The following is a 13,234-nucleotide window of genomic DNA, read 5'->3' as shown; positions in this document are numbered from 1 at the left end:
AATGTGGGAGCGGGCTTGCCAGCTCCCACATTTTGTACTCATTTCAATTCGAGACGGTGTCAGCTCCCGTCACCGCCATGCGCCTCTTCAAAGAAGTAATCCTTCCAGCTCCCCGCCTTGTTTTTCAGCACGCCCAACTCCTGCAGTTTCTCGGCATAGATGTACGTACGCTGGGGCACGATGGTGAAGTCGATTTCCGGGTCCTGGACGATCTTCTCCACCAGCGCCAGCGGTAGCTTCGACTGCTCTACACGAATATAAGCCTGGGCCGCTGCCGGCTTGTCGGCCTTGATGATTTTCTCGGCCTCGGCCAACGCGTCATAGAACGCCTTGTAGGTCTTGGGGTTTTCGTCATGGAATTTCTCGGTGGTGTACAGCACGTTGAACGTGGCCGGGCCACCGAGAATGTCGTAGGAACTCAGCACCTTGTGCACCTTGGGATTCAACAGCTCCTGGTACTGGAACGGCGGGCTGGAAAAGTGCGCGTTGATCTCCGAACCGCCGGCAATCAGCGCCGCTGTGGCGTCCGGGTGAGCCAGGCTGATGGAGATGTCATCGAACTTCTTGTAGTTGTCGTTTCCGAATTGCTTGGCGGTTTCAATCTGCAAGGTGCGCGACTGGAAACCCACACCCGCGGCCGGTACGGCGATGCGGTCTTTTTCGCTGAAGTCCTTGAGGGTCTTCACGTCCGGGTTATTGGTCAGCAAATAGTTGGGCATCGACCCCAGCGAGGCGATGGCCTTGACGTTCTGCTTGCCCTTGGTGCGGTCCCACAGCGTGAGCATGGGCGGCACACCCGCCGACACCACGTCCAGCGCACCAGCCAGCAGCGACTCGTTCATCGCGGTGGCGCCGGAGATGCTGTTCCACTCCACCTTGATGTCCAGGCCCTGCTCCTTGCCGTGTTTCTCGATCAGGTGCTGGTCGCGAACCACGTCGAGGATCAAGTAGCCGATGCCGAATTGCTGGGCAATGCTGATCTTGCCTTCGGCCTGGGCGCCTGGGCTGAGTAACACGCCGGTCGCCGCCAGGGCAGCAGCCAGCAGGGTCAATGAGGGACGCTTGACGGTCATGAGGGGGTCTGCCGGGTTAATGAGAAGGGCTGCGAGCGTAGCGACGAACGGCCACATGGAAAAAGAACATCGGGATCTATGGATATACGAAAAACACTCCCCGCCGGCGCTGCTATATTGCGCGCCTGTTCCTGATGATGTGGTCCGGAGACGCCTCGCATGCTGCGCACCAACCTTAACGAGATGCTGATTTTCATGGCGGTGGTCGATGGCGCCAGCTTCGTCGCCGGTGGCCAGGCGATGGGCCTGACGCGCTCGGCCGCCGGCAAGGCCGTGGCGCGCCTGGAAGACAGCCTGGGCGTGCGCCTGCTGAACCGCACCACCCGCACCTTGAGCCTCACCGATGAGGGCCGCGCGTTGTATGACCAGGGGTTGGAGATCCTCGCGGCGGTGGACAACGCCCAAAGCCGTATCGGCCAGCCCACCGGCGTGCCACGCGGGTTGCTGCGGCTCACCGTGCCCGACGCCTTCGGGCGCAAGGTGCTGCTGCCATTGTTGAAAAAGTACCTGCAGGCGTGGCCCGAGGTGCAGGTGGAAGTCAGCTTCAGCGACCGCACCGCCGATATCGTCGAGGACGGTTTCGACCTGGCCATCCGCATCGGCAGCGCGAACACCGACCGCCAGCTGGTTTCCCGCGTGGTCGCCCGTTATCAGGCACTGCTCTGCGCCGCGCCGGGCTATCTCGCCGAGCACGGCACGCCCCGAGACATGGACGCCCTTGCCCACCACGACTGCCTGTACTTCAGCAGCCGTACACGCAAACAAAGCTGGCGTTTTCGCGAGGCGGACGGCACCTGGGTCAAGGCTTACGGGCGCAGCCGCCTGCGCCTGGACAGCGGCGAAGCGCTGCGTGACGCCGCCGTGTCCGGGCTGGGCATCGCCTTGCTGCCGGATTTCTTGGTGGCCGAGGACCTGGCCGCCGGGCGCCTGGTGCCCGTGTTGCCCAACCTGGACGCGGGAGACGTGGAGATTCTGGCGATGTACCCGAGCAAACGCTTCCTGGAACCCCGGGTACGGCGCTTTATCGACCTGATGGTGGATGAACTCGCGGGCTGATCAGTCGGCGTGGGCAATCACCTTGATCTCGACGATCTGTGCATCCGACGCCAGGTAATTCACGCCGACCAGGGTCGCGGCCGGGCGATGGCCGCCGATGTATTCCTTCCACACCTTGACCACCGCCTCAAAGTCGCGCTTGGCGTGCACCAGGAAGAAATCCACCGCCGCAATGTTCGAGCGGCTGACGCCAAAGCCTGCCAACACGTGATCAAGATTCTCCAGGGCCTGGCGTGTCTGGACGGCCGCATCACCGTCAACGAATTCGCCGTCGAGGGTGTGAGAAAACTGCCCGGCAATATAGATCGTGCCGTTGACGCGGTAGCCCTGGCTGACGCTGTTGCCCTCTTCCCATGAAACGCCGTGGTTGTAGATCGTGGGTGTGCTGCTCATGCCGGTTTCCTCTGGGGGTGATTTATGGAAACTCTAACAAGGGCATTGGCGAATGGACGTCCCCACTGAAGCGACCAAAAACTACCCGCCCATGCCCTTCGGCTGGTATCGTGCCGCCCTTGAAAAAACCGCTGCGAGGAAATGGACCTTGAACACTGACGAAAAAATGACCGGCGACCTGTTCGAGGTGGACAAGCGCCTGTCACTCAAGCCCGTGGTGGACTTCAACACCTACCTGCGCAGCGCTTTCGGCGATGGCCCCTGCACCTGCATCCGCTGCGTCGCCAGCGAAGGCAACGAGGCGGGTTACGAGTTCCAGCACACCTTCGATTTCGACGGCAAGAAAGTCCACCGCCGCTTCGCCTCCACCGCCGGCAGCGACGTGCTGATGATGTTGAAAAAGGCCTGGCTGTCCTACACCAAGGCCGAGCTGCCGCTGAGCGGCGCGCTGGCCCTGGACACCGTGAAAGAGTTTGTCGAGCCGCAGTTGCACAAACGCCTGGCGCCGCTGTTTGTGGCCAGTGGGTTGGTCAAGGATGTGGACGGTGAGTGGCGGATGCAGCCGCAGGCCGCGGGCTGATCGCCTCCCTCTCCGACAGTTGCTACGACTGGGCGTGCTGCCAGTTCTTGTAGACGAATTCCAGGCTGTAGCCGTCCAGGTCCAGCACGTTGGCGGCGTAGTAGTTCGGGTCGTAGTGCAAACGCGCGCCCGGGGCGCCGTTGTCGACGGCGCCAGCACTCATCGCCGCCTGGTAGGCCGCATCGACCTCGGCGCGGCTGCTGGCGACGAAACCCACGTGCACCGCCCTGCCCTCAACCACGCCCTCGCGCAACCAGAAGAATATGCGTCCGTTGGCGCCGAAACCCTTGAGGTCCGGATGGCCCGGCGGGCCGTCCTTGCCGGCGTAGTCGTGGCGCGTGGTGATGCCCAGCGGTGTCAGTGCGGCGCGGTAGAAATCAATCGAGCGTTGTAGGTCGCGGACCGACAAAAACAGATGATCCAGCATGGTTCAGCCTCGTTTTTCAGATGATGTAACCGCCCGCGACCTCGATCGTCTGGGCATTGATCCAGCGGCCTTCTTCCGAGAGCAACAGGGCGATCACACGTGCCACATCCTCAGGTTCGCCCACTCGGCCGAGAGCGGTTTGTGAAGCCAGCAGCGCTTCGAACTCATCATTGAGCCCGCCGCCCAGCTCGGTGCGAATGGCGCCCGGAGAGACGGCGTTCGCACGGATCTGAAGCTCGCCGAACTCCTTGGCCATGTAGCGGGTGAGCACATCCAGTGCGCCCTTGAAAGCCGCGTAAGGCGCTACGCCGGCGGTGGCCACGCGGGTGGTCGCGCTGGTCAGGTTGACGATGCAGGCATGGGCTTGCAGCAACGGCAGCAAGGCTTGCGTCAGGAAGAACGGGCCTTTGAGGTGCACATTCAACAGCCCGTCGAACTGCGCCTCGGTGACCGAGGCCAGGGGATTGAACAGGCCGAAACCTGCGTTATTCACCAGGCCACTCAAACCGCCCACGCCCCAGGTTGCCGATAACGTCCGTTTTACCGTCTCGCCAAACCCCTCAAACGAGCGGACGTCAGCCACATCCAGTGGCAGCGCAACCGCCTGGCCGCCCGCCGACTCGATCCGCTGCACCACCGCCTGGGCGGCTTGCGGATGACTGTTGTAGGTCAGGATCACACCCATGCCTTTACGGGCACACAACTCTGCAGTGCTGGCACCAATGCCACGGCTACCGCCGGTGATGAGGATAACGCCCATGTGTGGCTCCACTGCTTGTTCAAAGGAGTGACCACAGTAGGCGTGTACGCCTGCGCCGACGCAGCCGTTCGTGCTCGAAACCTGCCTGTTTCTGCTTTTCGCTTGCACAAGTCACACCCGCACGCTCAGCATGCCCGGCATGAACACACAACTGATCGAACTGCGCACCCTGGCCGCCAAGGCCGAAAACCGCCGCACTGAAACGGGGATCCCGCGCGTGGCCATGGTTCAGGGCGCGATTCCCGAGCACATGCTGGCTGCCGTGTATGAGCCGATGATCAACCTGATCCTGCAGGGCAGCAAATCCATGACCGTGGGTGATCGCACACTGCGCTATGACCCGGCGACGTATTTTGTGATGTCCATCGAGCTGCCCGCCGTGGGCACTGTGCACCCTGCGGCCTCCGGTGAACCGTACCTGGCGGTCAGCCTGACACTGGACCCGACGGTACTTGCGACGCTGCTCGGCGACTTGCCCAAACCTGCCGGACGCTACGACCGGGAGGCGGGATTTTCAGTGGCCGCCGTAACCCCTGAACTGATGGATGCCTGGCTGCGCCTGCTGCGGCTAATGGGTAACCCTGAGGCCATAACCGCCCTCGCGCCGGTGTATGAACGCGAGATTCTCTATCGCGTGCTGCAAGGGCCCCACGGCTGGATGCTGCGGGAAATAGCAGCGCCCGACACGGCCATGGCCCGGGTGAGCCAGGCCATCCAGTGGATCCGCCGGGACTTCGCCGAGCCGATCCGGGTGGAAGCCCTGGCGCAGAAAGCCGCGATGAGCGTGTCGGCCTTTCACCGGCACTTCAAGGCCGTCACCAACCTGAGCCCATTGCAGTACCAGAAGCGCGTGCGCTTGCTGCAGGCCCGCACCCTGATGGTGGCCAGCGCCAAAAACGTCACCCGCGCCGCCTTTGAAGTCGGCTATGAAAGCCCGACCCAGTTCAGCCGCGATTACGCCCGGGTATTCGGCCTGCCACCGGCACGGGATGCCGCGCGGATCCTGGGAGAAAACCGGGTCCCGAAGGCGAAGTGAGCACAACGTGCTAGCCTGCCATCGCACGCCCCCACGACAAGGAGTTGCCGATGGCCGAGCCAAGCAAGAAGATGAGCCTGATGGGCCTGACCACCCTGGTGGCGATCAATATGATGGGCTCGGGCATCATCATGCTGCCTTCCAGCATGGCGCAATTGGGCGCGATTTCGTTGCTGTCGTGGGTGATCACCGCCGTGGGCTCGATGGCGATCGCGTATTGCTTCGCCCAATGCGGCCTCTTCTGTACGCGCACGGGCGGCATGTCGGCCTACACCGAAGAGGCCCACGGCAAGTCGGGGTTCTTCCTCTGTTCGTTTCTGTATTTCCTGTCGCTGATCATCGCCAATGTGGCGATTGCAATTTCGGCGGTGGGCTACCTGTCGTCCTTTATCCCGTGGCTGGGCAGCGGGCCGATCCCGTTGTTTATCGGCACCCTGGGGCTGATCTGGCTGACCACCGTGGCCAACTTCGGCGGCCCGCGCCTGACCGGGCGGATCGGCGTGATCACGGTGTGGGGCGTGATCATTCCCGTGGCGGGGCTGAGTGTGATCGGCTGGTTCTATTTCAAGGCCGAGGTGTTCACCGACGCCTGGAACCCCAACCAACTGCAACTGTGGGACGCCATTGGCGCGAGCATCCCGCTGACGCTCTGGGCATTCCTTGGCATGGAGTCCGCCGCCCAGGGCTATGACGCCGTGGAAGACCCCAAGCGCACCGTGCCCCTCGCCTGCCTGCTGGGCACCCTCGGTGCGGCACTGGTGTATGTGCTGTCCACCAGCGTGATCCAGGGCATCGTGCCCAACGCCGAACTGGCCGAGTCTTCAGCGCCGTTTGCCCTGGTGTACGCGCAGATCTTCACGCCGCTGGTGGGCGACATCATCATGGCCCTGGCCGTGGTGGCATGCATCGGTTCGCTGCTGGGCTGGCAATTCACCCTGGCGCAAACGGCCAAGATGTCGGCGGACCAGCGCCTGTTTCCGCGCTTCTTCAGCCGGGTCACCCGCGCCCATGCGCCGGTAGTGGGAATGGTTGCCTGTGCGGCGTTGCAGAGCCTGATTGCCTTGTCGACCATATCACCCACCGCCAGCGCCCAGTTCAGCAAGCTGGTGAACCTGGCGGTGGTGACCAATCTGATCCCCTACGTCACGGCACTCACCGGGCTGCTGGTGATAATGCACAAGGCACGGGTGACAGCGGCGGTTTATGCGCGCAATACCACGGTGCTGCTGATCGCCGTGGGGTACTCGCTGTATGCGATTTATGCCTGTGGTGAAGAAGCGGTGTTTGGCGCGACGTTGGTGTTGGCGTTTGGTTATCTGCTGTATGGGTTTCTGGCCCGTCGATTTATCACCGCGGCTGATATGGGCTGATAACGCCGCCTGCAGCCTGGCAGGTATAGGCTAAGGCGTTCATCTCCCTTGTGCGCGAGGCCGTCATGGCGCTGCTTGAATATCACGATCTTCAGGTGCAGGACATTCCCACCTGCCTCGGCCGCGTGCGCGTGCGCAGTGTCGGCGAGGGCCCGGCGATGGTGTTCTGGTCCAGCCTGTTGATGGATGCGCGCATGTGGATGGCCCAGGCGCGGTATTTCAGCCCGCGCTATCGGGTGGTGCTGATCAACCCGCCGGGGCATGGTGACAGTGAGGCGCTGAGCCGCGGGTTTACCTTTGCCGAGTGTGCGCAGTGTGTGAGTGAGGTGTTGGATGGGTTGGGGATTGAGCGCTGTACCTTCGTGGGGAATTCCTGGGGCGGGATGATTGGCGGGACGTTTGCGGCCATGTATCCGACGCGGGTCGAGGCGGCGGTGTTGATGAACTGTACGGCGTCGCCGGCGGGGTTGCGGCATCGGCTGGAGTTTCCGCTGCTGGCGGTGGTGATTCGGCTGTTGGGTGGGTTTCGGCTGGGGATGGTGGGGACTGCGACCCGTGCGTTTGTGGGGCCGACTACCGAGCGGGAACGGCCAGAGGCGATCGCCCGGATTCATCAGGCATTGGCTGTGTGCGATGTCGATTCGATCGCTTGGGCGGTGGACAGTGTGGTGCCCAAGCGGCCGGATCAGAGGGCGTTGCTGGCGGCGATTCGTGCGCCGATTCTGGTGGTGGCGGGTGAAGAAGATCGCACGTTTGCCGTGGCGGAGACCCGGGCCATGGCACAGGTGATTCCCGGGGCGGAGTTTGTGGTGATGGCGCGGACTGCGCATCTCGCGGCGCTGGAGAATCCCGAGGAGGTGAATGGGTTGATTGAGGGGTTTTTGGGGCGGGTGCGGTGATTGGGGACATATCCATTTTTTCGGTGATGGCCTCTATTGGTTCCGCTCTTACAGCGGGTCACTTTTGAAAGGAGCCGGAATGCCGGCCCAGCCAAAAGTAACCAAAAGGCTCTTGCCCCACCACTCGGCACCTCGCTTGGGCTCGGTGTGCCCTCACTCCGGCATTACTACGCGGGCCGCCGCGACGGGGCGTCCCTGCCCCGTCGCGGCTAAACCGGCGTCCTGCCGGTTTACCCGCTCCGTACTACCTGCGTTCGGCCAGCGTGGTTTAACGGGGCGCCTAAGATCAAGATCAAAAGCAGATCAACAGCACAGCGGCCTACAGGCCGGCTTGAGTGGTGTGAAGCAAAGGCAACATCAAGATCAAAATCTACAGCGGGCACCGGCGTTTTTCAAGGTAGTTGTCGCGTTCACCGTCGTACTACGCGGCTTTTATCACCACTGTCAGCTCCCTTTCAGGGTTCAGATACACCGTCCCGATAGGGTTCCAGTTGCGTGTCTCACCTGACCATCTTTCCGGTCTTCTCTCTCTGGCTTGCCTGTATACCGCATCTCGGCGAGCCAAGATTTCCCGGTCTTTCCCTTCGTGACGTTGAGCGGGTGTCACGAAGCGGATCCGACTATGACGGTGCACGGTGTTGTACCAGGTCATAAAATTCCTTACCCAGATACGCGCCTCATCCAGGCTGGAAAACCCGTCCTGCGGCCACTGCGGGCAGTATTTCAGCGTTCTGAACAACGATTCCGAGTACGGGTTGTCGTTACTGACCCGTGGTCTACCGCGAGACGGCGTGATGCCCAAGTCGTACATCTTGGTTAGTAGCGTTAACGATTTCATCGGCGCACCGTTGTCCGAGTGAAGCACCAACGGCTGGAGCCAACACTTTTCCTGAGTCACGCTTCGTTGCAGCAACGCGGCTGCTTTTTCACCGCTTTCTGCTTCGTAAACTTCCCAACCCACCGCCTTCCGGCTGTAGATATCCTCGATCAGATAGAGGTAGTAAAACTTTCCGCGAACCGGTGACGGCAAGTAAGTGATGTCCCATGACCACACTTGATTGGCGGCGGTCGCCGCATAAGTCGTGGGCGCCTCATGACGATGCGGCCGCTTGGCACGCGAGCGATGTTGCTGCTGACCTGCCGCGTGCAGTACGCGATAAAATGTCGCCTCCGAGGCCATGTAACGCCCCTCGTCAGCCAGCTGTGGCACGATTTGGCTCGGCGGCAGATGCGCATAGGTTTTGCTGTTGCACAGCGTCACGATACTTTGCCGTTCAAGCTCACTGAGTGCGTTGTTCGGCATCCGCCTGAGCGTCGTCGTGCGCCCATCCGCCAAGATTTCTTCCGGCAAATTCCAGCGTTGCAGTGTCCTCAGTGAAAGGCCTACCTCCTGACAAGCAGGCGCCCTGCGGGCGCCCGCCAGGATGGCTTCATTGAGCCAACCAACGAGTAAATACCGTTCTGGCAACAAGGTCAGTTGTCCTCGTCGTCGCTCCCCAGTAGGCATTGAGCTTTTTCTCAGCACCAGTAACGCCGCCGTCTCGGCCAGCGCCGCATCCTTGCGGCGTAGTTCGCGCTCAAGCTCACGGATCCTTTTTTTATCATCCCGTGACTGCCCTGAACTCGCCGTTTTCGCAGCTGGTTTTTGGGTGCTACTGGCGATAAACGCATTACGCCAATCGGTAATCTGCTCGGGAAAAATACCTTTTCTTCGGCAATATTCACCGATCTCCAGTTCCGACAGCGAACCGGTCTCTATGATGACCGTCAGTTTGGATTCGGCTGACCAATTTTCGGCGGGTTGTTTAGCGTCGGACAATTGCGTTCCTCTGGCAGCAGCTTGTTTGCGCCAATAATGGAGAGACATATCGCTGCAACCTTCGCGGCGAGCGACCTCCGCTGCTGAAAGGCTCAGGGGCGGAAGCATCATTTTCAGCAGTGCGGCTTTACGTTCATCTGAGTAGAAAGGCATGACCATACTCTTGCCGCCCCCGAAATGTGTTCAAAAAGCGGTGGACGCGACAACTACCCTGACACCGGGGGGCACGGTCAAATGTGGGAGCTGGCTTGCCTGCGATGCAGACAACTCGGTACATCAGACACACCGAGGTGATGCCATCGCAGGCAAGCCAGCTCCCACAGAAAAGCAGAGCTGCATCCGTTTCAGATTTGGTTTTCGCTTTGGCTTTTGCTGTGGCTTTTGATCTGGCTTCTACCACTCAAGCCGGCCTGTAGGCCGCTGTGCTTTTGCTTTTGATCTTGATCTGACTGCCCCAATAAGCCCGAGGCCGAACGCAGGGATTGAGGAGCGGGTAAACCGGCAGGACGCCGGTTTAGCCGCGACGGGGCAGGGACGCCCCGTCGCGGCGGCCCGCGGAGCAATGCCGGAGTGAGGGAACACCGAGCCTAGGCGAGGTGCCGACAGGCGGGGCAGAGCCCTTTGGTTACTTTGGGGCTTTTCCAAAGTGACTCGCTGTAAGAGCGAAACCATAGGTGGCCGTTACCGAAAAAATGGATATGTACACAATCAATCAAACCACTCCCCCCTCTCCCGAAACGTATTCCGAATCATCTCCACCACCCACCCCACCTCCTGCGGATGCCGCACCTCAGCATTCACCCCCATCCAGACCTGCCGCTGCATCCCCTCCAAAAACACCCCATCCAACGCCGTCAACCCACGATCAAAACACCCCATATACCGCGGCAACAACCCAATACACGCACTGCACCGAATCATCTCCAGCATCAACGGATAAGCCTGCACCTGCACCACCCCCGCCAACCGCTGCTCCACCAGGCTGTTCCAGGGCCGCAACGCCTCCACCTGCCGATCCGGCTGCCACTGCACCAGCATGTAATCCGCCAGGTCCTCGATACTGTCAGGCCGCACCGCCAACCGTGAATAACGCTTGGCAATGTGCGGCGAATAATCCAACCGCGCCAACACCTCGGGCGCACTAATGGCAAAGCTCGGCCCGGCCCCCGGCGACTCCATCCCCGACAACCACACCACCACATCGGCCTCCAGTGCCTGCAACGCCAAATCACTGTCGATGGAAATGATCTCCAGCCGCACACTCGCATTGCGCCGCAACAGGGCAATCAGGTCGCGTCCCAAAATGTCATGCAGGATCGACTCGGCCACCGCCAGCCGAATCAGCGGTTGCTCCAGCACCGGCAGGCGTCGTTCATGGGCCAGGGCAATCAGCTGCGCCTGCAACTGCTGCCCTTCACGACTGAGGGCCAGGACATTGCCCTGATAGCTGAACAGCGAGCGGCGCAGTTGCTCTTCCAGTTGAGCCAGGCGCTTGCGCAACTGTGTGGCCTTGATGTTGAGGCTGCGGGCGGCCTGCATGAAACAGCCACAACGTGCGCTGATCAGGAAGTACTGCGCCACCTCGGGCTCGATGGTGGCGGCCAGCGCCAGCCAGGCCTCGCGGGACTCCGTCAGCCCGCGATAAGGCGTGGTGCCGTGGGGTACAACCGGGTCAAGAAATACCATGGGAGACTCCCTGTCTTGTGGGTACTGTGCATCCAATGCGGTGAGACGTTTTTACTCCAGCACCTTGTTCAGCTCGGCGCCATCGATACTCAAGGTGGCGGTGTTAAGCATGCCTTCGAGGTAGGCCTTGGCAATTTGCTCCTGACGCTGGGCACGCAGGGCCTCGGTCAGGCGCTCACGCAATTCATCCAGCGTCGCGGTGCGCGCCGGTTGTTGCCCGGTGAGTTTGAGCACGTGGAACCCCGCCGCACTCTGCACCGGCTCCGACACCGCGCCGGTCTTGAGCCGCGCCACCACGCCACGCATCTCGGGCACCAGTTGCTGCAACGGTTGCATCCCCGAATCACCACCGCGTTTGGCACTGTCGGGGTCCTGGGAGTATTGGCTGGCCAACGCCGCAAACTCACCCGGCGCAGCCTGGGCCCGGCGGCTCAATTCCTGCGCCTGGCGGCGTACGGTGTCGAGGGTTTGCGGGTCGCTGGCGGCGAGGAAGATCTGGCTCACCCGGTACAACGGCGGCGTCACCCACTGCGCCTTGCCGCTGTCATAGGCTTGCTGCAACTCGGCCGCGCTGGGGTAGTCGGCCGGTACCTGGCTGACCGACAGCATGTAGTCGCGAAACACGATCTGCTCGGTGGCGGCACGGGTCTGCTGCTCTACTTCCGGGCGCTGGCGCCAGCCCTGGGCGTCGGCCTGTTCAAGCACGGCCTTTTGCGCCAGGCGCGAACGCAGCCAGGTTTCCAGGGCGCCACGGTTGCCGCGCAATTGCTCGCGGGTTTCCACCGGCAGCGCCGCCAGCACCGTCTTGAGTTCAAGCAGGTCGATCTGCTGGTTGCCCAGGCGAGCCACTGCCGGCCCGTCTTTCACGGCCACCGGCGCCGGCTGCTGGGCTGCGACCGGGTCACTGCCCGGTCGCAGGCTCAACCCCACCGCGACCGCCAGCACCACCAGGGCGCCGGCGCCGACCACAAGGGTTGGTTTCTTCACAGGGCAGGCGCCTCTTCGCGCGCGTCGACAGCCGGCGCGGCTGCGGCCTGGGCCTGAAGCTGGGCCGCTTGCTGGCTGTATTCACGCAGGTAGACGATAAATTCCTGCAGCAGGCGGTCCCACAATTCCAGCTGGTTGCGCAGGTACGGGGTACCCACGCCGGCCGCCACCACATCCATCTCCATCAGCAGGAATTCACCCTGCAACGACAGCCGCGCAAAGCGGCGGGAGGCGTTCCACACTTGCGCCAGGCCGTCCGGCAATTCGCCCTGCACCCGCAGCGCGCAGCTGTAAGTGAAATCCACATAGCTGCCCTGCTCCACCGCCGGGTTGCCAAAGCGCACGGCAAAGCCGATGCCCTGGCTGGCGCTGAGCAATTGCACGATGCCGTTCTGCTCGGTCTGGTTGACCCGGTAGCCGGCTTCCTGCAGCAGCTCGGTCAAGGCCTGCGGGGTAACGCTGGTGATCAGTTGTACGTCGTTCATAGTGGTCTCTTCCTTGTTGATCAATGATTAGTGACGGTCTGTGGAGCATCGAACCGATTAAGGTAAAGACCATCACCAAAACCCTGGGCGAGTTCCTCGAACTTGACCCGGGTGCTGCTGGCGAACGGTTGGCGGATGCTCATCACGTCGGCCACGTCGATTTTTTCGTAGGCCGTCAGCAACTGCTGGGCCACGCCGTACATCTGTTGATTCTTGACTGAACATTGCTGCACTTGTGTGTCACGTTCCGTGAGTTGCGCCTGCAAACGTGCGCGCTCGGTCTCTTTGCCACGGGCGATCACCAGCAGGTCTTCGTAGGCCTTCTTGAACTTGCCGACTTGCTCGTTGCTGGCCGCCACCTGAGCCTGGGCCTGGCTGTGCAGGTTCTGTTGCTGGCCCACCAGTTGCTCGGCCACGCCACGGGTCTTTTCCAGCTCGGCGGTCAGTTGCTTGATCTGCGCCTGGGCCTGTTTGGCCTGGGTTTCGGCAGCGATGCGCGCGGCACTGGCCTGGGCCTGTTCGCTTTGCAGCGCCTGCAACTGCTGGGTGGTGCTGCGCAGTTGGGTGCGCAGGCGCTCTTCCATGCCTTCAGCCGAAGCGCCGGTGGTAATCAGCAGCAACAGCAGGCCGCAAATTCGCGTGTTCATGAGCTTTCTCCGGCGC

At 61.8% G+C, this 13,234-nt stretch carries 14 protein-coding genes; 5 read left to right on the top strand and 9 right to left on the bottom strand.

Annotated features, from left to right (window positions below):
- Positions 1–59: 59 nt before the first annotated feature.
- A complete protein-coding gene (locus HKK54_RS23650) occupies positions 60–1,073 on the bottom strand; it encodes an ABC transporter substrate-binding protein (protein WP_169388025.1) in 1,014 nt (337 codons plus the stop codon).
- A 159-nt stretch (positions 1,074–1,232) separates the two neighbouring features.
- On the opposite strand from HKK54_RS23650, the gene HKK54_RS23645 reads away from it, so the two are divergent.
- Positions 1,233–2,129: a LysR family transcriptional regulator gene (locus HKK54_RS23645; protein WP_010173393.1), complete on the top strand. Its 897-nt coding sequence runs from the start codon at positions 1,233–1,235 to the stop codon at positions 2,127–2,129.
- On the opposite strand, the gene HKK54_RS23640 is transcribed toward HKK54_RS23645, so the two are convergent.
- The gene (locus tag HKK54_RS23640; RefSeq protein ID WP_169388024.1) at positions 2,130–2,522 is read right to left on the bottom strand and encodes a RidA family protein; all 393 of its coding nucleotides are present in this window, start codon (positions 2,520–2,522) and stop codon (positions 2,130–2,132) included.
- Positions 2,523–2,670: 148 nt separating this feature from the next.
- Here HKK54_RS23640 and HKK54_RS23635 point away from each other — a divergent pair, with 148 nt between their 5' ends.
- Positions 2,671–3,102, top strand: coding sequence for a hypothetical protein (locus tag HKK54_RS23635; RefSeq protein WP_169388023.1), 432 nt, complete (start codon positions 2,671–2,673; stop codon positions 3,100–3,102).
- Positions 3,103–3,124: 22 nt separating this feature from the next.
- Here HKK54_RS23635 and HKK54_RS23630 read toward each other — a convergent pair whose 3' ends face one another.
- Together HKK54_RS23630 and HKK54_RS23625 are read right to left on the bottom strand one after the other, a co-directional pair.
- Positions 3,125–3,529, bottom strand: a complete 405-nt coding sequence (locus HKK54_RS23630) for a VOC family protein (protein ID WP_169388022.1) — start codon at positions 3,527–3,529, stop codon at positions 3,125–3,127.
- Positions 3,530–3,545: 16 nt separating this feature from the next.
- Positions 3,546–4,289, bottom strand: a complete 744-nt coding sequence (locus HKK54_RS23625) for an SDR family NAD(P)-dependent oxidoreductase (RefSeq protein ID WP_169388021.1) — start codon at positions 4,287–4,289, stop codon at positions 3,546–3,548.
- A gap of 139 nt (positions 4,290–4,428) precedes the next feature.
- Here HKK54_RS23625 and HKK54_RS23620 point away from each other — a divergent pair, with 139 nt between their 5' ends.
- From HKK54_RS23620 to HKK54_RS23610, 3 genes are all read left to right on the top strand, one after another.
- Positions 4,429–5,325 carry an AraC family transcriptional regulator gene (locus HKK54_RS23620; protein WP_178120993.1) on the top strand — a complete coding sequence of 299 codons (897 nt, stop codon included), beginning with the start codon at positions 4,429–4,431 and terminating at the stop codon, positions 5,323–5,325.
- A 50-nt stretch (positions 5,326–5,375) separates the two neighbouring features.
- Positions 5,376–6,695 (top strand): putrescine-ornithine antiporter, encoded by a 1,320-nt coding sequence (potE, locus tag HKK54_RS23615; RefSeq protein WP_169388020.1) that lies wholly within the window; start codon positions 5,376–5,378, stop codon positions 6,693–6,695.
- 65 nt (positions 6,696–6,760) lie between these two features.
- Complete coding sequence (locus HKK54_RS23610; protein WP_237150981.1) at positions 6,761–7,594, top strand: alpha/beta fold hydrolase; 834 nt, start codon at positions 6,761–6,763, stop codon at positions 7,592–7,594.
- Between the two features lie 421 nt (positions 7,595–8,015).
- On the opposite strand, the gene HKK54_RS23605 is transcribed toward HKK54_RS23610, so the two are convergent.
- The 5 genes from HKK54_RS23605 to HKK54_RS23585 all read right to left on the bottom strand — a co-directional run bounded on the left by HKK54_RS23605 (position 8,016) and on the right by HKK54_RS23585 (position 13,218).
- Positions 8,016–9,566 (bottom strand): IS3 family transposase, encoded by a 1,551-nt coding sequence (locus HKK54_RS23605; RefSeq protein WP_169385884.1) that lies wholly within the window; start codon positions 9,564–9,566, stop codon positions 8,016–8,018.
- A 555-nt stretch (positions 9,567–10,121) separates the two neighbouring features.
- A complete protein-coding gene (locus HKK54_RS23600) occupies positions 10,122–11,099 on the bottom strand; it encodes a LysR family transcriptional regulator (RefSeq protein ID WP_010173403.1) in 978 nt (325 codons plus the stop codon).
- 51 nt (positions 11,100–11,150) lie between these two features.
- Entirely contained in the window at positions 11,151–12,086 is a 936-nt protein-coding gene (locus HKK54_RS23595) for a peptidylprolyl isomerase (RefSeq protein WP_169388019.1), read from the bottom strand.
- Positions 12,083–12,571 (bottom strand): YbjN domain-containing protein, encoded by a 489-nt coding sequence (locus tag HKK54_RS23590; protein WP_010173408.1) that lies wholly within the window; start codon positions 12,569–12,571, stop codon positions 12,083–12,085. The genes HKK54_RS23595 and HKK54_RS23590 overlap by 4 nt, the downstream gene beginning before the upstream one ends.
- 20 nt (positions 12,572–12,591) lie before the next feature.
- Positions 12,592–13,218 (bottom strand): hypothetical protein, encoded by a 627-nt coding sequence (locus HKK54_RS23585; RefSeq protein WP_010173410.1) that lies wholly within the window; start codon positions 13,216–13,218, stop codon positions 12,592–12,594.
- Between the last annotated feature and the right edge of the window lie 16 nt (positions 13,219–13,234).

The organism is Pseudomonas sp. ADAK13, assembly GCF_012935715.1.
Lineage (GTDB): Bacteria > Pseudomonadota > Gammaproteobacteria > Pseudomonadales > Pseudomonadaceae > Aquipseudomonas.
The sequence above is the reverse complement of the archived record's forward strand: the minus strand, read 5'-3'. Positions and strand labels throughout refer to the sequence as shown.

Bases quoted from the DNA above. Each gene is read 5' to 3' on its own strand.
- HKK54_RS23650 (WP_169388025.1), bottom strand. From the start codon at position 1,073: ATGACCGTCAAGCGTCCCTCATTGACCCTGCTGGCTGCTGCCCTGGCG.
- HKK54_RS23645 (WP_010173393.1), top strand. From the start codon at position 1,233: ATGCTGCGCACCAACCTTAACGAGATGCTGATTTTCATGGCGGTGGTC.
- HKK54_RS23640 (WP_169388024.1), bottom strand. From the start codon at position 2,522: ATGAGCAGCACACCCACGATCTACAACCACGGCGTTTCATGGGAAGAG.
- HKK54_RS23630 (WP_169388022.1), bottom strand. From the start codon at position 3,529: ATGCTGGATCATCTGTTTTTGTCGGTCCGCGACCTACAACGCTCGATT.
- HKK54_RS23625 (WP_169388021.1), bottom strand. From the start codon at position 4,289: ATGGGCGTTATCCTCATCACCGGCGGTAGCCGTGGCATTGGTGCCAGC.
- HKK54_RS23620 (WP_178120993.1), top strand. From the start codon at position 4,429: ATGAACACACAACTGATCGAACTGCGCACCCTGGCCGCCAAGGCCGAA.
- potE (WP_169388020.1), top strand. From the start codon at position 5,376: ATGGCCGAGCCAAGCAAGAAGATGAGCCTGATGGGCCTGACCACCCTG.
- HKK54_RS23610 (WP_237150981.1), top strand. From the start codon at position 6,761: ATGGCGCTGCTTGAATATCACGATCTTCAGGTGCAGGACATTCCCACC.
- HKK54_RS23605 (WP_169385884.1), bottom strand. From the start codon at position 9,566: ATGCCTTTCTACTCAGATGAACGTAAAGCCGCACTGCTGAAAATGATG.
- HKK54_RS23600 (WP_010173403.1), bottom strand. From the start codon at position 11,099: ATGGTATTTCTTGACCCGGTTGTACCCCACGGCACCACGCCTTATCGC.
- HKK54_RS23590 (WP_010173408.1), bottom strand. From the start codon at position 12,571: ATGAACGACGTACAACTGATCACCAGCGTTACCCCGCAGGCCTTGACC.
- HKK54_RS23585 (WP_010173410.1), bottom strand. From the start codon at position 13,218: ATGAACACGCGAATTTGCGGCCTGCTGTTGCTGCTGATTACCACCGGC.